Here is a 19,283-nt window from a genome sequence, read left to right on the forward strand (position 1 = left end):
GTGAATATCAAAAATACAGTCAGAAGTTATATACAAAGAGCATGTTCAATCCGCAGTCTGACACTGATTCTTATCTGGGTTTACATGCTGGATACTCTTTTGCAGGAATATTGTGTACAAGCCGCAGCATATGGTGTACGAGATGCATTTGCGATACTTCCTTTTGTGCAGGCAGATGGATATTTTCTTAAGGTTATGCTGATCGGTGTACTTTGTTTTTTTTCAAATGCACCATTTATGAACCGCAATGAGATGTATGTGATCTTAAGAACTGGGCGGCGAAGATGGGGCAGAAGGAATATAGGATATATTTTTGTATGCAGTATCGTATTGGCAGTGCTGTTAGCTGTGATCAGTACCCTGATGATCCTGCCAGCAGCGAATTTTAGTAATCATTGGGGAAATCTTTATAAAACGCTGGCATTGCAGAGTGGAACGCTTGTATTTCCTATAGTAGATGAAGCTATGATACGGTATACACCTGTTCAGTTGATGGGATGCATCATTCTGATTGACAGCCTTGCATTTTCGTTTATGGGAATGTTTTTATATACACTCAGTTTATACAGCAATAGAATCTTAACTTACTTATTGACGATCATTTTAATTTTTCTTCCAACGATTGAGGCATTTATACCATGGTCGATCGTTTACTATTCTCCGTTTTCATGGATCAATCCACAAAAATGGCGGTATGGAACGATGTTGGAATATCCGAATTTAACCTATATTATGACGGCATACATATTTTTACTGTTTTTGCTGGTACTAGCAGCACAGAAAAAAATGGATAGTGTAGAATGGAATGAAACAGAAGAATAGAAGGGAGCAGACAGATGGCAAAAACAATTCGTGTGGAACATATTTCAAAACAGTTTCAAAAGACAACTGTTTTAGAGGATGTTTCGCTGGTATGTGAAAGTGGAAAGATTTATGGGATCGTGGGTTATAATGGTTCTGGAAAATCTGTTTTATTTAAATGTATCTGCGGATTTTATCCAGTGGATACTGGGGAGATATATGTGCGTGAAAAACAGATAGGACAGGATGGCAGCATGATCGAAAATACAGGTGTGATCATTGAAGAACCGGCATTTTTAAAACAATACAGCGGAATGTGGAACTTAGAACTATTGTGGATATTAAATCATAAGATGGATAAGATGCATTTACAGCAGGTCATGCGGGAGGTAGGATTGGATTCGATGAACAAAAAACCGGTCGGCAAGTATTCTCTTGGCATGAAGCAGCGGCTTGCGATTGCACAAGCGGTTATGGAAGGACAGGATATCCTGATCTTAGATGAGCCGATGAACGGACTGGATAAAGATGGAGTGGCACAGATGAGGGAACTTTTTTTGAAATTAAAAGAAGAAGGAAAGACACTTCTTTTTGCAAGCCATAACAGAGAGGACATTGAGGTGCTCTGTGATGAAGTGTATGAAATGAATAAGGGAAGGTTGCAGAAGATATCTGGATGAAAAACAAGAGATAATCTGAAAAAACTTAGTATCGGATATGTCATTTTAGTGCTTGGTTTTGTATTTGGACTGCAGAGCAATCCTTATCTGATCTATGGTTTACTTCCTAAGGTAAAAATGTTAGGGATGATCGGAGAAGCTGCATATGATTTTTTCGTTGCCATTTTTGCTTTTATATAATGGAAAAAGTAGAAAAATGGGAAAAGCAGAAAAGATGCTTTGTTATTGGGGTTATCCGTTGCATTTGATGATTTTAAACAGTATCGATATTTGAATTATATCACTCAATCGTTGGATAGGAGAAAACATTTAATGAAAAAAAGTATAGTTATTCATTTGTTCTTATGTATTATTGCCTCTGTATATCTTCCGGTTATTTATATCGCAGATCAATATGCAGTACACGAGTACCAGTTTACATATTTGTATTTGGTTAAAGTTATTGCTGCTATAGTTTTTGGTGGATTATTTTGTATGGATCAACATAGCGGAGCAAAAAGTTCGGGAGATTTGATTTTATTTTTGTGCAGCTTCATTGTAGGCATTGTTGAATGGAATATATTACATGAAATTCCAGTTTACAGTATATTACTGTGTACCTATCTTGGAGGAAGTGTGATAATAAACCGTAGAAAAAATGGTTAATATTATAATACGAGGAGATAAGTCGTGAAAAAGAAATTATGGATCTGTTGTATGTTTATGGCACTTATGTTTATCGTGGGTACAACAGAAGTAAAAGCAGCAAAAGCAGATGATGAATGGAATTATGAAAAGGATGAAAAATTTACAGTAGGTGCATTTACATACAGCACTGTTACATCTCTAGATGAAAATGAAATCTGGATTTATAACGTGAAAGTTGACAGATCGAATCCTGAATACAAGATATTAGATATTCCAGAATTTTTAGATGGAAAGAAAGTAACCCGAATTGGTCTGGGTTCTGTGCTTAAAAAACCGATCCGCTATGAAGTGTGTGATGAATGTTATTGCGGGACTCTGTTAGGTGGATGTCTGTGTTATCCTGATGGAAATGGTTCAGTTGCAGGCTGGATTGATAAAATTACACTTCCTGAAACAGTAGAAATTATTGAAACTGCAGCATTTGCCGGCATGAGAAATATAAAGAGTATTGCAATACCATCGAAGGTTACTGTTATTGATGAAGGAGTTTTTAAAAACTGTTCAAATCTTAAAACTGTAACTATTCCAGATAGTCTGACGGAAATCAATGCAATGGCATTTGAAGGATGTTATAAAATAAAAACAATAAACCAATCCGCACAATATGAAATCAAAGATAAATGTGTGATCAGAAAAAAAGATCATGCTTTGGTGTATGTTTTGCCCCAAAAAGGAAAATTAAAAATTCCAAATGGAGTAAAAACCATACAACGGTATGCATTTTGTACCTGTACATCATCGGAAGTTACCATTCCTGCATCTGTTACCCATATTGAAGACTATGCATTTCAGTTTATAGAACAGCAATTAAATTGTGCAATGAAGAAAATAACTGTGGCAAAGAAAAATAGAGTATATGGAAGTGATGGACAGTGTGTTTATAACAAAAAAGAAAAAATATTGGTAGCTGCTGTAGTGGATAATAAAGGAGAAATCGTTATTTCAGATAAAGTGGAATATCTAAAAGAGGGATATTCTCTGATCAATTTCGATAAATGGGGAATAAGCGGTGGTTCTTTGAAAAAAGTCGTATTGCCAAAGAAGCTAAAAAAGATAGATGCGTATGCACTAGGTCTGGATGCCGGACTTGGAGCGTCTGAGAAAGTATATTTTACAGGGGCAAAGCCGCCAAAAGTGAAAAAGAAAAAAGGATACAAAAATGTTTCTTTGCCAGCGCATGTATATGTATCATCAGATTCATTTGCTTCATATAAAAAATGGTTAAATAAATGGGTGAAAAAAAGAGATAGAAAATACACGATTTTGTATAAATATTGATTGAGAAGTCATAACAGAGAGGACATTGAGGTGCTCTGTGATGAAGTGTATGAAATGGATAAGGGAAGGTTGCAGAAGATATCTGGATGAAAAAATTATCAATTTTTGAATTAAAATGTATTGCAGCGTTCTGTATGGTATTAGATCATGCAGGCGAATATTTAGGACTTCCAATCGTATGCCGTTATCTTGGAAGGCTGGCGATTCCGATTTTTATATTTTGCTGTGTACAAGGCTGTCTGCATACAACAAATAAAAAGCGGTATTTGCTGAGGCTGTACATAGCAGGCATTTGTATGTCTTACCAACGGTTTGCGGAAATCTGTTTTTCCTTGAAGGCGGAGTTTTTTATGTGTTTGTAGGACTGTGGTTTTATTATGCAAGAGATGATCTGAAAAAACTTAGTATCGGATATGTCATTTTAGTGTTTGGTTTTATATTTGGACTGCAGAGTAATCCTTATCTGATCTATGGTTTACTTCCTAAGGTAAAAATGTTAGGGATAATCGGAGAAGCTGCTTATGAATTTTTTGAGGAAATACTGGGAAACTGGTTTTTATGCGTTGGTGTATTGTACTATGAGAGTATTGCGGATAATTATCAGTGGATGATGATTGGGGCATTGCCTGTCATCTGGATGTATAATGGAACAAAGGGGAGAAGTGGTAAATGGTTCTTTTATTTGTTTTATCCGGTGCATTATATTTTGTTTTATTGGATTGGATTGACTGGGAGGTAGTGAGCCTGTGTCGTTGTAGTGTTATGATAAACTGCCCACAAACTCGCTCTTTTATATAGTGAGATGAGCTGCGTTGCAGAGCTCAGACAGTGGGGCAGTTTGATCTATACTGTGGACGACACAGGTTCCACAAACCCTGATAATACAATCTTTAAATTTCACTCACTGACGTAAATTTTACAGTTCACTGACTTCCCAGTAAACAGCAGTAAATCTACTCTAAGTAGACCCGCTCTATATGTTTCATCCATTGGTGTATCACACATATTCATGTATACTTTATTTTATATAGAAATATTGCAACTACGCTGTACTTCATAGTTACGGGATACCAGATAACTGACTTGATGAAAATTTTTCTCAACAAAGTAATTGACAACTAATACGAGTTAGAGTATACTAACTTTCGGAAGGTATGAAGAACACTCCTGACGAAAGGAGAGCAGAATGACACAGACGATTGAAAATAAAATCAGGTGTGCAGATAATAATGATAAATTACATAGAACAGAAATGCAGAAAGAGCTTGTGATCCAGAAACTGCGGGAGCAGGGCTGCCGGATAACAAAACAGAGGCAGATCCTTTTAAATGTGATTCTGCAGGAAGAATGTACCAGCTGTAAAGAAATCTATTATAAAGCAGCATCCATAGATCCGGGAATCGGAGCAGCTACTGTATATCGTATGGTGAACGTATTAGAAGAGATCGGTGCAATCAGCAGAAAGAACCTGTACCATGTTTCATGCGATATGGATTGCGGGGAAGATGGCGTCTGCATGATTGAATTAGATGATAATACTGTATGCCAGCTTTCTTCAAAGAACTGGTATAAAGTGATTTCCGCAGGACTACGTGCTTATGGTTATGCACAGAAACAGACTGTAAAAAAAGTCATGGCAATACCAACAGATGCAAATAATTGAGAAAAAATTTCAACAAAACAAGAAATGTCTTGAAAGAAAATATCTGTGATAGTATAGTATAAAAAATACATATTTATGGAGGTATTTTTAATGTCAAATATTTTAAAAAAAATCGATGGAAAGAAAACTGGAATTTTTGCAGCAGGCGTTTTATTTGGAACAGCCGGAATTAAGTTATTATCCAGCAAAGATGCAAAAAAAGTATATACAAAATGTACAGCTACAGTGCTTCGTGCAAAGGAATGCATAATGAAAACAGTCACAAATATTCAGGAAAACGCAGAGGATATCTACGAAGAAGCAAAACAGATCAATGAAGCTGAAGAAACAGCTGCAGAAGAAGCAGAATTTGCAGATGAAAGCACAGAAGAAACAAAAACGGAAGAATAAAAAAGCGTAAAAGATGACACCTGCAGGTATCTGCAGGTGTTTTTCCACTTTACAAAGAAAGGCTGTGAAAACGATGAAATTTCAGATTATACATGAGATCAAAGGACGTGTAAGAATCCATGTCATACAGACAGCTATGACAGATAAACAGGCAGATATTTTACAGTATTATCTGCAAAACTGCGAAATGGTAAAAGAGGCAAAAGTACACGAGCGGACACAGGATGCTGTGATCAGTTTTTGTGGGGACAGGGCAGAACTGATCCATATGTTACAGACTTTTTCCTATGAAAAGGCAGAAGTAGATGACTCAGCTTTAACACTTTCAGGAAGAAAAACAAATCGGGAATATGCAGATAAATTAGCAATGAAAACAATCATGCGTTTTGGAAGTAAGTTATTTTTCCCATATCCGCTGCGTTATGTGATCACAGTTGCAAAATCTGCAAAATATATCTATAAAGGAATCCGTTCCCTGGGACATAGGAAGATGGAAGTGGCATTGCTTGATGCCGTTGCGGTCGGAGTATCCGTATTTCAGGGAAATATCAATACCGCAGGTTCTGTTATGTTCCTGTTAGATGTTGGTGAGATCTTAGAGGAGTGGACTCATAAAAAGTCGGTTGACGATCTTGCAAGGAGTATGTCATTAAATATCAGCAAAGTATGGATGGTCGCTGATGGAAAAGAAGTTTTGACAGATGCTTCAAAAATCATTGCCGGAGATCAGATCGTCGTACATATGGGCAATGTGATCCCATTTGATGGAATCGTTACCGATGGTGAAGGCATGGTCAATCAGGCATCTTTAACAGGAGAGTCTTTACCGGTTGAAAAGAAAGCCGATGGATATGTCTATGCAGGAACCGTATTAGAGGAAGGCGAACTGACGATACAGGTCAAAGAAACTTCCGGTACGACAAAGTATGAAAAAATTGTCACGATGATCGAAGAAACAGAAAAATTAAAATCATCTGTGGAAAGCAAGGCAGAACATTTAGCAGACAGATTGGTGCCTTATACATTATGTGGAACAGGACTTGTCTATCTTCTGACTCGAAATACGACAAAAGCACTCTCTGTATTGATGGTAGATTTTTCATGTGCATTAAAACTTGCAATGCCGATCACCGTATTAACAGCGATCAAAGAGGCAAGTAAGCGAAGGATCACCGTAAAAGGTGGAAAATTCTTAGAAAAAGTAGAACAGGCAGATACGATCATCTTTGATAAGACAGGAACGTTGACAAAAGCACAGCCTGTTGTGGAAAAGATCATTTCATTTTCCGGTGAGAGTACCGATGAATTACTGCGGATGGCAGCCTGCTTAGAAGAACATTTCCCACATTCCATGGCAAAAGCGGTTGTAAATGCAGCAAAAGAGCGTAATCTGATCCATGAAGAAAATCATTCTAAGGTGGAGTATATTGTCGCACATGGTATTTCAACACAGATGGAAGGCAGAAAAGTCATTATCGGAAGTTATCATTTTGTATTTGAAGATGAACAGTGTAAGGTGTCGGAAAATATGTTAGATACTTTTGAAAAACTGACTGGTGAGTATTCTTATCTTTACCTTGCAGTAGATGGTGTCTTAGCGGCAGTCATCTGTATTGCAGATCCGATCCGTGATGAAGCACCGGAAGTTATCCGGCTCTTAAGAAAAAACGGACTTTCTAAGATCGTTATGATGACCGGAGACAGCGAACGGACAGCGGCAGTCGTTGCAAAGAAATTAGGCGTAGATGAGTACTATTCCGAAGTATTGCCGGAAGATAAGGCATCTTTTGTAGACAGGGAACATGAAGCAGGCAGAACAGTGATCATGGTTGGAGATGGTGTCAACGATTCACCGGCACTTTCCGCTGCAGATGTAGGGATTGCAATCAGTGACGGTGCACAGATTGCCAGAGAAGTAGCAGATATCACGGTAGAAGCAGACAATCTGTATGAACTTGCACAGCTTATGAATATCAGTAAAAACATGGAAAGACAGATCCATAAAAACTATGTACAGATCGTAGGAATCAATTCAGCATTGATCCTGCTTGGCATTACCGGTATTTTGCAGCCGACAGTTTCTGCATTGTTACATAACCTCTCGACACTGATGATCAGTATGAGAAGTATGGTTGCACATGAAAAAGAGTTAGAAGAAGCATAGAAGAAATTCTTTTAGGAGAATCGAAGAATCTGGAGTTCAAGGAGAACCTGCCGGTCTGCAGGAGCCGGAGTTTATTGGTGGCGAAGTTGATTTGCATATCAATATTTATCGAGGTCAGGTTGACGGCACTGTTGACCTCAATAACGCCATTAAAGTGCCGGATATTATTGATGAAATTATGTAAAAAATACGGAAGGAAGATAATGCAGCATGGATACAGACAAAGTAATACAGAACTTGAACCGCAAGTTTGCTGCACCTCTGCCTGAGTTTTATCAGCGTCGTATCATTTCTGGTATAATGAAGATAAGGAATTTGTCGTAAAAATGCGGCCAAATCAAGAAAATCGAGTGCGAAGCTGTGATATACGACATGCACAGCTCGGGAAAGAATTCCCTCGCTGTCGTGCTGTCGCCCTATAAAATAGCAAAAATAGACGCCTTTGCAAGTAAACTTGCATGGCGTTTATTTTTGCTATTTTGCATGGCTCGTAGCGTTCACAAAATCTTCACAAAAAAATTAGCACTCACCTCTTGATAATGGAAGTCGATTTTTGTCCTGTATTGTGTATACTAGAAGTGCCTGTTTTACAGGCTTTCCGGGGCATCAGTCATTTTGTCTGGTATTGTAAAGCAGTGTCAGATTTGTCGTAAATGTCGTAAATTTGTGGTCAAAAAAAGATGAGAAATGGAGAGTGCTAATAAAATGAACGCAGGCAGCGAAGCAACTGCGTTCATGAGCAAGTAGCGAAAGCGGATTGCGAATGTCCTATTTATATAACGTATACAAATGTAAATGGATATCTGATCCCGAATCTCACCTATAAATCCGGTGAGCAGATGGAGCAACTTGGCAAGTATGGTTTTCTTCGCAGAGATTATCTGAAGAACCATCGAAATTCAACTTATCAGGTGATGCTTCTGCAGGACACCATTGGAGAGCATCTTCTGGAAGTAGACAAGGCAGCCAGAGAACGGGAAGAAGTGATTCTGAAACAGCTAGAGAAAAAAGAGCCTTTGCCGGATAAAGAGAAAGATCAGATTGTCTGGGTATGATCTGGTTACGGACAGTCCGACAAAGAGAATCTATGAAGCAGTGAAGCGTATTCCGAAAGGACATGTGGCAACTTATGGGAAGATCGCAGAGATGGCGGGAGACCACAGAATGGCAAGAGCCGTGGGCAATGCACTGCATAAGAATCCGGATCCGGAACATATTCCGTGCTTCAGAGTGGTCAATGCGAAAGGTGAACTGGCCGGGGCATTTGCGTTTGGTGGAGAGGATGTACAGGCAGAACTTCTTCGAGCGGATGGAGTTGAAGTGATAAATGGAAGGGTAGATTTGGAAAAATATGGAATATGTGTCTGCGGAAATCTGGGAAAAAATTCCGGAAGATATTAAGAAGATGATAAATTTTCAGCGGATCAGCTGTTAACAATGGAATAAAAGCTTGACAAATTTCTAAATTTTTATATAATTATCAAAGGTAATTAACTGTGATAATTACTAGAAGTGCCATGAATGCAAAAGAAAGTATAAGTGGTGATTTTACTGATAATATATAAGGAGGACAGAATATGACAAGTGAAATAATAAAAAGGATGTTCGATGCATGTTATCAGGCAAAGCGGACCCGGGAGATGCTCCCACCGTTGCCCGAAGGTGTTCGTTCATCCTTTATTCAATATCTGGATACGATACAGTCTTTGGAAGGACAGGGCGTACAGGTAAAGGTGTCGGATATCAGTGATGCAATGGAGCTTCCAAGACCGGGAGTTACAAGAACTGTCAAAGAGATGGAAGAAAAAGGATACCTTAAGAAAATGGCTTCTGAAGCAGATGGACGTGTCACATACATAGCTGTTACAAGAAAGGGAACAAATCTTTCGCAGAAATATGACGAACAATATTTTAAAAGTCTGCTCCCTTACATGGAAGAAATCTCGGACGAAGATGCAGAATGTATGATACGGACGATAGAGAAATTTTATCAGATCATGTGCGAAAGGAGAAAACATTACGATGAACGATAAGACAGATTTTACACAAGGAAGCATACTTAAAAAACTGATTGCATTTATGATACCGGTGCTGGGAGCATTGATCCTGCAGGCGGCATACGGTGCAGTGGATCTTCTGGTAGTTGGAAGATTCGGTTCTACATCCGGGCTTTCAGCGGTTTCTACGGGAAGTCAGGTATTGAATCTTGTAACTTTTGTAGTGACACAGTTTGCAATGGGTATTACGGTACTGATTGCGAGATATCTCGGTGAAAAGAGACCAGAGCAGATTGGATCGGTCATTGGCGGATCAGCAGTTGTATTTACGATGATTGCAGTCGGATTATTTATCGTTATGGTTGGATTTGCACATCCAATCTCAGTTCTGATGCAGGCTCCGAAAGAGGCGGTTGAGCTGACCTCGGTATATGTGCGTATCTGCGGAGGCGGTATTTTCTTTATTGTTGCATACAATCTTTTATCAGCAATTTTCCGTGGACTGGGGGACAGTAAATCACCGTTGCTATTTGTATTTGTTGCATGTATTGTAAATGTGATCGGAGATATAGTACTTGTGGCAGGATTTCATATGGACGCAGCAGGTGCGGCGATTGCAACTGTTACAGCGCAGGCACTCAGCGTAGTATTTGCTATTGTTATTCTGATCAAAAAGGAACTTCCATTTAAGATTACCAGAAAAGATTTCGGGTTGAATAGTCAGTGTAAGAAATTCCTAAAGATCGGACTTCCGCTTGCACTGCAGGAGTTCCTGACACAGATGTCCTTCCTGGCACTTTGTGCATTTGTGAACCGGCTTGGCCTGGAAGCTTCTTCGGGTTACGGTGTTGCATGTAAGATTGTCAACTTTGCGATGCTGGTTCCAAGTGCGCTGATGCAGTCGATGGCATCCTTTGTATCTCAGAACATCGGAGCAGGCAAGGCAAAGCGTGCGAAGAAATCCATGTTTACCGGAATCGGTGTTGGCCTGGTTGTGGGATGTATAGTATTTTTATTGGTGATGTTTGGAGGCGATATACTGGCAGGGTTCTTCACAACGGATGTAGCCGTTATCCAGAAAGGGTATGCATATCTGAAAGGATTCGCACTGGAAACAATCGTGACAGCAATTCTGTTCAGTATGGTCGGATATTTCAATGGTAATAACAAGACGGTATGGGTAATGACACAGGGATTAATCCAGACATTGCTGGTACGTCTTCCATTTGCCTATGTGATGAGTATCCAGCCGAATGCAAGCCTGACGAAGATCGGTCTTGCGGCACCAGTATCGACAATGGTGGGAATCGTGCTAAATGTTGGATTTTATATTTATCTTGACCGTGCAGAGAAAAAAAGTAACGCTTTATAAATCATTATATGTTTAAAAAAGGGAGCGGGAGAGACACTGCAGGTAATTGCTTGAGACCAAGGGAATGCTTCTGGATGATGCATACAGCGTATCAGCCGGTTATATAATGTCAGTGACCAGGAAGCAGCAAAGCTGATAGAGGATACAGATAAAAGGCGTATGACAAATTATAACTTTTATACCGGGCAGAAGTGGGGAAAGGCCAGCAATTACACGTTGTGTCTGAACAGTTCACAGCTTGGATATGGCAGATGTGAAGCGGTTATTATGGAGTGCGCGAAATAAAAAATCCGGTTATAGTAAAATCCCATCTTTGGCAGTTGGAAAGAAAAAATGGCTGCATACCAAGCAAAATCAAGGTGTGCAAAAAAAATCTCAAAAAATTAGCACTCACCTCTTGATAATGGAAGTCGATTTTTGTCCTGTCTTGTGTATCCCGGAAGTGCCTGTTTTACAGGCTTTCCGGGGTATCAGCCATTTTGTCTGGTATTGTAAAGCAGTGTCAGATTTGTCGTAAATGTCGTAAATTTGTGGTCAAAAAATGATGAGAAATGGAGAGTGCTAATAAAATGGAATTAACGTATACAAATGTAAATGGATATCTGATCCCGAATCTCACCTATAAATCCGGTGAGCAGATGGAGCAACTTGGCAAGTATGGTTTTCTTCGCAGAGATTATCTGAAAAACTATCGAAATTCAACCTATCAGGTGATGCTTTTACAGGATACCATTGGAGAGCATCTTCTGGAAGTGGACAAGGCAGCCAGAGAACGGGAAGAGGTAATACTGAAACAGTTAGAAGAAAAAGAACCATTGCCGGATAAAGAGAAAGATCAGATTGCCTGGGTAAGAGCTGCTAATCAACACAAGGCAATTGCAGAAGAGATTATTCTCAAGGAATTGATTTATGTTTAAATGAAGGTGATGAGGTCGTGGATTGCGACCTCATTATTGTATGAAAAATAGCAGTAGGCAGAATGAGAAAAATAGGGTAAAATGGGAACATGGATTTTGGGAACTCATAAGAAATGATTGTGCGGTAAAGTAACTTGAAATGCCAGTTTGGCATTTCAAGTTATAGAGGAGATGGAATGGCGGATCAGAAAGTAAGAGAAATGGAACCAGTGGAAACACAAATAGTTGAAATCATGCCACCGGACGTTGAAAATCTGATTTATGTAGTAAGAAACAAACAAGTCATGGTGGATAGTGATCTGGCAATGCTTTATCAGGTAGAAACGGGAGCGTTAAACAGAGCCGTTAAAAGAAATATTGCCAGATTTCCAGAAGATTTTCGATTTCAGCTTACAAAAGATGAATATGAAAACTTGAAATGCCAATTTGGCACCTCAAATGGCAGTGGAACAGAAAATGGTTATGGTGGCAGACGTACATTACCGTATGTATTTACAGAGCAGGGAATATCCATGCTTGCAAGTGTATTGCATAGCGAGGTGGCAATTAATGTAAGTATAGGTATTATGCGTGCATTTGTAGAAATGCGACGGTTTATAGCCAACAATGCACTTTTGTTTGAAAGGATTAGTAACGTTGAGCTAAAACAACTGGAATATCAGAAAAAGACAGATGAAAAACTGGAGCAGATTTTTGAGTACATATCAGATCATGAGGAGTCTAATCAAAAGATATTTTTTGATGGTCAGATATATGATGCATTCAGCTTATTGATAGGACTGATTCAGAAAGCAGAAATGGAAATTGTTCTGGTAGATGGATATGTGGATGTAGGAACATTAAATATTTTGTCAAAGAAGAAAGAAAATGTGGCGGTGACAGTTTATACACAGCAACGGACAAAATTATCTCAAACAGATGTAGATAACTTTAATGCACAGTATCCTAAACTGGATGTGAAGTACACAAGAGCATTTCATGATCGTTTTTTAATTCTTGATAAAACGAAAGCATATCATGTGGGTGCGTCTTTGAAGGATGCAGGTAAAAAATGTTTTGGAATTAATCTGATTGAAGATGCAGGTATTGTAAGAGATATTTTACAGAGATTGGAATTGGAAACAGAAGAATAGAAAAGTAAGTTATGCAGAAAGGCGTGAGTCATAAGAATATGGCTTGCGTCTTTTTCTGTCTGGAAAGGAAGTGAGATGGAATGGCACAGATTTTTCGTGTAGAGAGAACTAAGAATTTTACGGTAATGAGTAATCACCATTTCAAGAATAAGAATCTGACATTGAAAGCGAAAGGCCTATTGTCACTGATGTTAAGTTTGCCAGAGGACTGGAATTACAATAGGATTAATGAGCAGGAGCAGCTCGAAGAAGAAATAAAAGACGTTCGGGACCAGAACTCTAAACTACAGATGATTGCAGAAGCAATAAAACGATACAAAAAAATGTGGGATAAAATTTCTCAGATGTTTTTACTTGGAAGTCTTTCGGGGATTGCAGTGCTAGGAGATGTAATCAGAGAATATCTGCTTGTGAATTTAATTGTGTTATTTGTGTTTGTCAATATGGGAATCATACTGATTAGAATGTATCTTCGGAAGAGTATGTAAATTATTATTTTAATGACCAGATGAGGGTATAAATTGCATTTCAAGTGCAGTGAATATAATGCGCATGAACATGAAATTTTAAATATTATGAAGACAAAATTTGGTTGATTAACCAGGTAAAAGTGATATACTGAATGCATAAGAAAAGAAACCGTGTGAAATTACAGTTTAGTTTTCACACGGTTTTTTAGAAAATGGGAGTTAGATATTACTAACATGAGCACTGGCAGTTTTTTTGAAAATGAAAAAGAGGACGGATTTCTATGAGAATATTGATTTATGGTGCAGGTGTGATTGGATCCTTGTAAAATGAATATTTTTCGTTTTTTACCACTGCCAATTATGACGATTATGCTTGCTGTTACATTCGAAAGTAGCTTTGGAGATAAATTTATGTATCAACATGCCAGGAAGGCACCAGATGAAATGAGGGAGCTGCATAAGCAGTTTTATGCTTATATGAAAAAACTAAAGGAGGCCAGATATGAAATTTTATGAAAGTGGAGACAGTAGTAAACCAGTGATATTTTTATTTCCTGGTACCTGTTGCCTGTATAGTAGCTTTGATCATATACTGGATAGATTACATTCTTATTTTTACACGGTAACAGTTTCTTATGATGGATTTGATCCAAATGAGAAAACAGAATTTTATTCAATGGAAGATGAATGCGAAAAGATTGAGCAGGAAATCAAGAAAAAGTATGATGGAAGAATTAAAGCAGCGTATGGGTGTTCCCTTGGAGGAAGTTTTGTATCCCTTTTGATTCAGCGAAAAAGAATTCATATAGATCATGGCATCATTGGGAGCAGTGATATGGATGAAACTGGTCAGTTTATGGCGAAAATTCAGTCATCTGTAGTTGTGCCGATTATGTATAAAATGGTGCATACTGGTAAATTGCCTAAATTTATGCAAAAGAAAATAAATGAAGCAGATAAATCAAAGAAAGAAATGATTGATGGATTTTTAAATATGTTCGGCATTGGGCAGGGAGGAAATCCATGGATTACGAAACAGAGTGTTTATAATCAGTTTTATTCTGATCTTGTTACGAAAGTCCAGCATGGAATTGATGTGCCGGGAACTACGATACACGTGTTTTACGCAACAAAGATGGGCAGAAAATATGAAAAGAGATATTGTACTTATTTTAAAAATCCGGATATTCGGAGACATAACATGCAGCATGAAGAACTGTTTTGCTGTCATAGTGCAGAGTGGGTGGAAGAAGTAAGAAAGGCAGTGGAAGGCGACAGATAATGAAAGAAAAAGTGAATGTGACAGGTGTGCCGGAAACGATGGTACAGACCCTGTATGCAAGAGCAAAAGAAACAAAAAAACAAAATGCAAAGATCAAAGATGAGATTGCAGTAGAACTTGTGGAAAAGCTGGACTATGACTTTTCTATAGCAGATAAAGATAAGGCTATGAACTATGGTGTGATTGCAAGAACAATTGTATTAGACCGGATGGTTGAGCAATATTTGAAGAAGCATGAAAATACAGTTGTCGTAAATATTGCATGCGGACTGGATACCAGATGCTACCGGATGAAGGGAAAATATCTGCGCTGGTATAATGTAGACCTTCCGGAAACAATGAAAATAAGAAGCCAGTTCCTTACCGAAACTGATCCGGTGTATCAGATTGCAAAGTCTGCAATGGATGATTCCTACATAGATGATATCGATTATCACGGTAAGAATATTCTGGTAATAATCGAAGGACTTACAATGTATTTGTATGAGAAAGATATCAGGAAGATGTTTTCTATTATTGATAAATCATTTCAGAAAGTTACAGTAATGGTCGAAACCATGTCACCCTTTGTTGTAAAGCATATGAAAGAGAAATCCATAGAGGGAAGCAATGCAAAATTCACATGGGGAGTTAAGAACAGAAAGGAGTTGCAAAGAATCATACCGGCATTTTCTGTTCGGCAGGAAGTCAGTCTTGTTGAAGGAATGAAAGAGCTTATGCCTGTTTATTGTGTAATAGGTAAGATTCCGGCTGTTCGGAATATTTCAAATAAAATAATAGTTTTGGAGAAACGTGGCCGATATTAAGGAGATGATACAAATGAAGAAAAGACATTTTGATGTGGAAACAGATGGATTTTATGGAGCATATTGGAAATGTAAAACAGGCTCAGACTGTGCAATGATAGCAATGATCGGAGATGATCCAGAGGATTATCTGGCGCGTACATCCGTGAAATGGCTACATAAACTCGGTGTGAATGTGATGACAATGTCACCTGGAAAAAAAGATTATGGACATCATAATTATCCATTGGAACGTATAGAGAAAGCAATCAATTGGTTAAAAATGAATAGTAATCAGAAGATAGGAATTGTCGGGGCATCTACTACAGGAACACTTGCATTGACTGCCGCTTCTTATTTTGAGGATATTACATTAACGATAGGTCTGACACCGAGTGATTTTATCTGGCAGGGGTTTATGCAGGGCAAAAAAGATGGCTGTAAGGAATGGCCGATTGAAGGAGAATCTCTTTTTTCTTACAAAGGAGAACCCCTTCCGTATATGCCATTTTGCTACAAACATCCGGATTACTGGCATGTGATTAAGAAAGAAACAAAACGGACCGGTGATATGATTAATTCGAGAAAACTGTTTGATGACTCGGAAAAGGCTCATCCAATCACAGAAGACGAGATGATCAAGATTGAAAAAATCCATGGAACGTTATTGCTGATTGGTGCGGAAGATGATGTGTTGTGGGACACTGCAAAATATATCCGCCGAATGAAACAGCGAATGAAAGAACACCCTCATACATGCAGATTAGAGTTTGTAATTTATGAGCATGGAACCCATTTTGTTTTTCCAGATAGCATGCTAAAGACAATGCTCCCGGTTGGCTCCGGACTCTTTGTGAAACTGGCATTTCAGGCAGCAAGAAAATATCCGGAAGAATGTCGCAGAGCACGACTGGATATTGACCAGCGGGTAAGAAATGCTGTTGCAAAATGGAAAAGAGTAGATAGATAAAAGATAAAGAAAATCTAAACAGTAGACTTGACAAATTCCTATAATGAGTTAAAATATAACAGTGCTATATAACACTGTTATATTTATGAAAAGAAAATTTTGAGGATACAAAAAGCATGTCGACGAAAGCAGAAGATACACAAAAAAATATATTAGATACAGCCAGAAAACATTTCCTGAAAGATGGTTTGACCGGAGCATCGTTAAGAAACATTGTAAAAGATGCCGGACTTACTACAGGCGCATTTTACAAATATTATCCGACGAAAGAGGCACTTTTTGATGCACTGACGGATCCTTATATGGAACATATTTATCAGATTTATGACCAGATCGTTGAGGAGTTTGAAAAGCTTTCTGCCAGTGATCAGACAAGGAATATGTCAGATACATCCAGTGATGGGATGGAGCAGATGGTTGATTATATCTATGATCATTATGATAATTTCAGATTATTGTTGAAATGTGGAGACAGTGGAAAATTTGAATTATTCATACACAATATGGTAGAGCGGGAAATGAAGTCCAGCCTGAATTATATGGAAAAAATGAAAGAGAACGGTGTCAAAATACCGACTGTAGAGGAAAGTCTTATGCATATGATCTATACAGGATTTTTTTCATCAGTATTTCAGATTATTGAGCATGATATAGACAGGGAGACTGCAAAGAAAAACGTGCATCAACTGAAAGAATTTAATACAGGTGGCTGGGAACGATTGTGGAATATTGAATTTCCGGTATAACTGATACAGGAATTCTGAATAGGTTATGTGTGTTGCAGGTTCTGGATTTCTGAATAAAGTTCAGACAGGATAATAATATCAGGTGGTTGATGCCAGTAAACCACCTATTTTATTATATGTTGGTTAGTGCGAACTAACAGAAGGTAAAACAATAAAATGAAACAATAAAACGAACGTAAGGAGTGAACAGATGTGAAAGAAAAAAAGAAGTCGGCAGTCAGCTGGATCCAGACATGGGCCGGACAAAAAAGAATTGCCTATGTGTGGAGTGTGTTACTTGCAATAGGAAATGTGATTTTTAAGATTTTTCCGTATTTTATCATTGCAGATGTAGTTAAGCTGTTTTTAAGTGGTGAAAAGGAGTTTGAACCATATCTTGCAAAAGCAGTTTTCATTGCACTGTCGTTTATCATTGCAGAACTGTTTCATTCGCTCTCGACAGCATTGTCACATAAAGCAACGTTTGCGGTACTCGCAAATATAAGAGAAACCTGCTGTGACAAGCTGGCGCGGGTGCCGCTGGGTTATGTGAAGGATACACCCTCCGGTACATTTAAAAATATCATGGTGGAAAGAATCGACAGTATCGAGACTACACTGGCGCATATTGTCCCGGAATTCACGTCCAATCTGCTGGCACCGGTTGTGATTTTGATCTATTTCTTTCTGACAGACTGGAGACTGGCACTCTGGTCATTGGTGCCGGTTATTGTTGGACTGTTCTCTTATTTTGGAATGATGCTGGATTATAAGCCAAGTTTCGAGAGAACGGTTCAGACAACAAAAGATCTGAATGATGCGGCAGTGGAATATATTGACGGGATCGAAGTAATAAAGGCATTTGGAAAGACTGAAAGTTCTTATGCCAAATTTACAAAGGCGGCTTTTGAATATGCGGATTCCTTTATTTCCTGGATGAAACGGTGCTCGATCTTTCATGCACTGATGATGGTGGTCACACCTTATACGCTTCTTACGGTATTGCCGTTTGGGGCACATTATGTAGCGAATGGAACACTTGCGGTTTCTGATTTTGTCATCTGTATTATTTTATCACTTGGAATCGTAGGACCGTTGATCACAGTGGGTTCCTATACAGATGATCTTGGCAAGATTGGGGTGATCGTTGGAGAAGTAGCAGGAATTCTGGAACAGCCGGAGCTTGAACGTCCGGAGAAAAGTGAAAGAGTTCCAAAAGATAATTCCGTTACTCTTGAAGATGTCAGATTTGGTTATCACGACAAAGAGATTTTGCATGGCGTAACTATGGAGTTGAAAGCAGGAACGGTAAATGCAATCGTAGGACCTTCCGGAAGCGGAAAGTCAACCATTGCAAAGCTGATGGCATCTCTGTGGGATGCGGATTCTGGAAGTATCAAAATCGGTGGAGTTGATGTCAAAGAACTGGCATTTGCAGATTTTAACCGGAAAATTGCATATGTTGCACAGGACAATTATCTGTTTAATGAAACGGTCCGTGAAAATATCAGACAGGGAAATCCGAATGCTACAGATGAACAGGTTGTTGAGGTGACAAAGAAAAGTGGATGCTATGAATTTATCATGCAGCTGGAGAATGGATTTGATACGGTTGTAGGAGGCGCAGGAGGACATCTGTCAGGAGGCGAGAGACAGCGTATCTCGATTGCAAGAGCAATGTTAAAAGATGCTCCGGTCGTGATCCTTGATGAGGCAACTGCTTACACAGATCCGGAAAATGAGGCAATCCTGCAGAATTCTATTGCAAAATTGGTAGCAGGGAAAACCCTGATCGTAATAGCACACAGGCTTTCTACCGTTAAGGACAGTGACCAGATCTTTGTTGTAAATGATGGAAATGTAACAGCACATGGCACACATGAGGAACTTCTGGTGTCATGCCCACTTTATAAGGAAATGTGGAATGCTCATATTTCTGTAAAAGATACTGTGAAGGAGGGAGAATGAT

20 protein-coding genes and 4 pseudogenes are annotated in these 19,283 nt (G+C 38.6%); all 24 read left to right on the forward strand.

Annotation, left to right across the window (positions count from 1 at the left end; translation table 11 throughout):
- Positions 1 to 822, forward strand: coding sequence for a hypothetical protein (locus H8S17_RS02750; protein WP_186866123.1), 822 nt, complete (start codon positions 1 to 3; stop codon positions 820 to 822).
- Positions 823 to 836: 14 nt separating this feature from the next.
- Positions 837 to 1,481, forward strand: a complete 645-nt coding sequence (locus tag H8S17_RS02755) for an ATP-binding cassette domain-containing protein (protein WP_186866124.1) — start codon at positions 837 to 839, stop codon at positions 1,479 to 1,481.
- Positions 1,482 to 1,793: 312 nt separating this feature from the next.
- Positions 1,794 to 2,126, forward strand: coding sequence for a hypothetical protein (locus tag H8S17_RS02765; protein ID WP_186866126.1), 333 nt, complete (start codon positions 1,794 to 1,796; stop codon positions 2,124 to 2,126).
- A 24-nt stretch (positions 2,127 to 2,150) separates the two neighbouring features.
- The gene (locus tag H8S17_RS02770) at positions 2,151 to 3,446 is read left to right on the forward strand and encodes a leucine-rich repeat domain-containing protein (RefSeq protein ID WP_186866127.1); all 1,296 of its coding nucleotides are present in this window, start codon (positions 2,151 to 2,153) and stop codon (positions 3,444 to 3,446) included.
- Between the two features lie 86 nt (positions 3,447 to 3,532).
- Positions 3,533 to 3,808, forward strand: a complete 276-nt coding sequence (locus H8S17_RS16710; protein ID WP_186866128.1) for a TraX family protein — start codon at positions 3,533 to 3,535, stop codon at positions 3,806 to 3,808.
- Complete coding sequence (locus H8S17_RS16445) at positions 3,799 to 4,185, forward strand: TraX family protein (RefSeq protein WP_186866129.1); 387 nt, start codon at positions 3,799 to 3,801, stop codon at positions 4,183 to 4,185. The genes H8S17_RS16710 and H8S17_RS16445 overlap by 10 nt, the downstream gene beginning before the upstream one ends.
- Before the next feature lie 447 nt (positions 4,186 to 4,632).
- Positions 4,633 to 5,109, forward strand: a complete 477-nt coding sequence (locus tag H8S17_RS02785) for a transcriptional repressor (RefSeq protein ID WP_243237937.1) — start codon at positions 4,633 to 4,635, stop codon at positions 5,107 to 5,109.
- 90 nt (positions 5,110 to 5,199) lie between these two features.
- A complete protein-coding gene (locus H8S17_RS02790) occupies positions 5,200 to 5,499 on the forward strand; it encodes a DUF6110 family protein (protein ID WP_186866130.1) in 300 nt (99 codons plus the stop codon).
- A gap of 73 nt (positions 5,500 to 5,572) precedes the next feature.
- On the forward strand, positions 5,573 to 7,663 hold the full coding sequence (locus H8S17_RS02795; RefSeq protein ID WP_186866131.1) for a heavy metal translocating P-type ATPase: 2,091 nt from the start codon (positions 5,573 to 5,575) through the stop codon (positions 7,661 to 7,663).
- Between the two features lie 770 nt (positions 7,664 to 8,433).
- Positions 8,434 to 8,715, forward strand: a pseudogene (locus H8S17_RS02800) (TnpV protein); the annotation flags it as partial.
- A pseudogene (locus tag H8S17_RS02805) lies at positions 8,714 to 9,064 on the forward strand (MGMT family protein); the annotation flags it as partial. The pseudogenes H8S17_RS02800 and H8S17_RS02805, both read left to right, overlap by 2 nt.
- Positions 9,065 to 9,240: 176 nt before the next feature.
- Positions 9,241 to 9,696, forward strand: a complete 456-nt coding sequence (locus H8S17_RS02810; RefSeq protein WP_022046904.1) for a MarR family winged helix-turn-helix transcriptional regulator — start codon at positions 9,241 to 9,243, stop codon at positions 9,694 to 9,696.
- Positions 9,686 to 11,032: an MATE family efflux transporter gene (locus H8S17_RS02815; protein WP_186866132.1), complete on the forward strand. Its 1,347-nt coding sequence runs from the start codon at positions 9,686 to 9,688 to the stop codon at positions 11,030 to 11,032. The genes H8S17_RS02810 and H8S17_RS02815 overlap by 11 nt, the downstream gene beginning before the upstream one ends.
- Before the next feature lie 81 nt (positions 11,033 to 11,113).
- Positions 11,114 to 11,317 (forward strand): annotated as a pseudogene (locus H8S17_RS17060) (cytidylate kinase-like family protein); the annotation flags it as partial.
- Positions 11,277 to 11,549, forward strand: a complete 273-nt coding sequence (locus H8S17_RS02825; protein ID WP_186866133.1) for a hypothetical protein — start codon at positions 11,277 to 11,279, stop codon at positions 11,547 to 11,549. The pseudogene H8S17_RS17060 and the gene H8S17_RS02825, both read left to right, overlap by 41 nt.
- A 52-nt stretch (positions 11,550 to 11,601) precedes the next feature.
- The gene (locus H8S17_RS02830) at positions 11,602 to 11,949 is read left to right on the forward strand and encodes a TnpV protein (RefSeq protein WP_026649314.1); all 348 of its coding nucleotides are present in this window, start codon (positions 11,602 to 11,604) and stop codon (positions 11,947 to 11,949) included.
- Between the two features lie 176 nt (positions 11,950 to 12,125).
- Positions 12,126 to 13,082: an ORF6N domain-containing protein gene (locus tag H8S17_RS02835; protein ID WP_118338537.1), complete on the forward strand. Its 957-nt coding sequence runs from the start codon at positions 12,126 to 12,128 to the stop codon at positions 13,080 to 13,082.
- A gap of 80 nt (positions 13,083 to 13,162) precedes the next feature.
- Positions 13,163 to 13,301 (forward strand): annotated as a pseudogene (locus H8S17_RS02840) (helix-turn-helix domain-containing protein); the annotation flags it as partial.
- Positions 13,302 to 13,372: 71 nt separating this feature from the next.
- Positions 13,373 to 13,570 carry a DUF6040 family protein gene (locus H8S17_RS02845; protein WP_279287796.1) on the forward strand — a complete coding sequence of 66 codons (198 nt, stop codon included), beginning with the start codon at positions 13,373 to 13,375 and terminating at the stop codon, positions 13,568 to 13,570.
- A 484-nt stretch (positions 13,571 to 14,054) separates the two neighbouring features.
- Positions 14,055 to 14,834, forward strand: coding sequence for an alpha/beta fold hydrolase (locus tag H8S17_RS02850; protein WP_186866134.1), 780 nt, complete (start codon positions 14,055 to 14,057; stop codon positions 14,832 to 14,834).
- Positions 14,834 to 15,640, forward strand: coding sequence for a class I SAM-dependent methyltransferase (locus tag H8S17_RS02855; protein WP_186866135.1), 807 nt, complete (start codon positions 14,834 to 14,836; stop codon positions 15,638 to 15,640). Before H8S17_RS02850 ends, H8S17_RS02855 begins: the two co-directional genes overlap by 1 nt.
- Before the next feature lie 13 nt (positions 15,641 to 15,653).
- Positions 15,654 to 16,589: an acyl-CoA thioester hydrolase/BAAT C-terminal domain-containing protein gene (locus H8S17_RS02860; RefSeq protein WP_186866136.1), complete on the forward strand. Its 936-nt coding sequence runs from the start codon at positions 15,654 to 15,656 to the stop codon at positions 16,587 to 16,589.
- A gap of 116 nt (positions 16,590 to 16,705) precedes the next feature.
- The gene (locus tag H8S17_RS02865) at positions 16,706 to 17,335 is read left to right on the forward strand and encodes a TetR/AcrR family transcriptional regulator (protein WP_186866137.1); all 630 of its coding nucleotides are present in this window, start codon (positions 16,706 to 16,708) and stop codon (positions 17,333 to 17,335) included.
- Positions 17,336 to 17,527: 192 nt separating this feature from the next.
- Complete coding sequence (locus H8S17_RS02870; protein WP_186866138.1) at positions 17,528 to 19,282, forward strand: ABC transporter ATP-binding protein; 1,755 nt, start codon at positions 17,528 to 17,530, stop codon at positions 19,280 to 19,282.
- Position 19,283 lies beyond the last annotated feature (1 nt).

It is taken from the genome of Roseburia zhanii (genome assembly GCF_014287635.1).
GTDB classification, from domain to species: Bacteria; Bacillota; Clostridia; order Lachnospirales; family Lachnospiraceae; genus Roseburia_B; species Roseburia_B zhanii.

What these genes read in the sequence shown, in the direction of transcription:
- H8S17_RS02845 (WP_279287796.1), top strand. Translation starts at nt 13,373, where the DNA reads ATGATTGCAGAAGCAATAAAACGATACAAAAAAATGTGGGATAAAATT.
- H8S17_RS02850 (WP_186866134.1), top strand. Translation starts at nt 14,055, where the DNA reads ATGAAATTTTATGAAAGTGGAGACAGTAGTAAACCAGTGATATTTTTA.
- H8S17_RS02790 (WP_186866130.1), top strand. Translation starts at nt 5,200, where the DNA reads ATGTCAAATATTTTAAAAAAAATCGATGGAAAGAAAACTGGAATTTTT.
- H8S17_RS02810 (WP_022046904.1), top strand. Translation starts at nt 9,241, where the DNA reads ATGACAAGTGAAATAATAAAAAGGATGTTCGATGCATGTTATCAGGCA.
- H8S17_RS02815 (WP_186866132.1), top strand. Translation starts at nt 9,686, where the DNA reads ATGAACGATAAGACAGATTTTACACAAGGAAGCATACTTAAAAAACTG.
- H8S17_RS16710 (WP_186866128.1), top strand. Translation starts at nt 3,533, where the DNA reads ATGAAAAAATTATCAATTTTTGAATTAAAATGTATTGCAGCGTTCTGT.
- H8S17_RS02825 (WP_186866133.1), top strand. Translation starts at nt 11,277, where the DNA reads ATGGCAGATGTGAAGCGGTTATTATGGAGTGCGCGAAATAAAAAATCC.
- H8S17_RS02835 (WP_118338537.1), top strand. Translation starts at nt 12,126, where the DNA reads ATGGCGGATCAGAAAGTAAGAGAAATGGAACCAGTGGAAACACAAATA.
- H8S17_RS02765 (WP_186866126.1), top strand. Translation starts at nt 1,794, where the DNA reads ATGAAAAAAAGTATAGTTATTCATTTGTTCTTATGTATTATTGCCTCT.
- H8S17_RS02755 (WP_186866124.1), top strand. Translation starts at nt 837, where the DNA reads ATGGCAAAAACAATTCGTGTGGAACATATTTCAAAACAGTTTCAAAAG.
- H8S17_RS02795 (WP_186866131.1), top strand. Translation starts at nt 5,573, where the DNA reads ATGAAATTTCAGATTATACATGAGATCAAAGGACGTGTAAGAATCCAT.
- H8S17_RS02860 (WP_186866136.1), top strand. Translation starts at nt 15,654, where the DNA reads ATGAAGAAAAGACATTTTGATGTGGAAACAGATGGATTTTATGGAGCA.
- H8S17_RS02785 (WP_243237937.1), top strand. Translation starts at nt 4,633, where the DNA reads ATGACACAGACGATTGAAAATAAAATCAGGTGTGCAGATAATAATGAT.
- H8S17_RS02865 (WP_186866137.1), top strand. Translation starts at nt 16,706, where the DNA reads ATGTCGACGAAAGCAGAAGATACACAAAAAAATATATTAGATACAGCC.
- H8S17_RS02855 (WP_186866135.1), top strand. Translation starts at nt 14,834, where the DNA reads ATGAAAGAAAAAGTGAATGTGACAGGTGTGCCGGAAACGATGGTACAG.
- H8S17_RS02830 (WP_026649314.1), top strand. Translation starts at nt 11,602, where the DNA reads ATGGAATTAACGTATACAAATGTAAATGGATATCTGATCCCGAATCTC.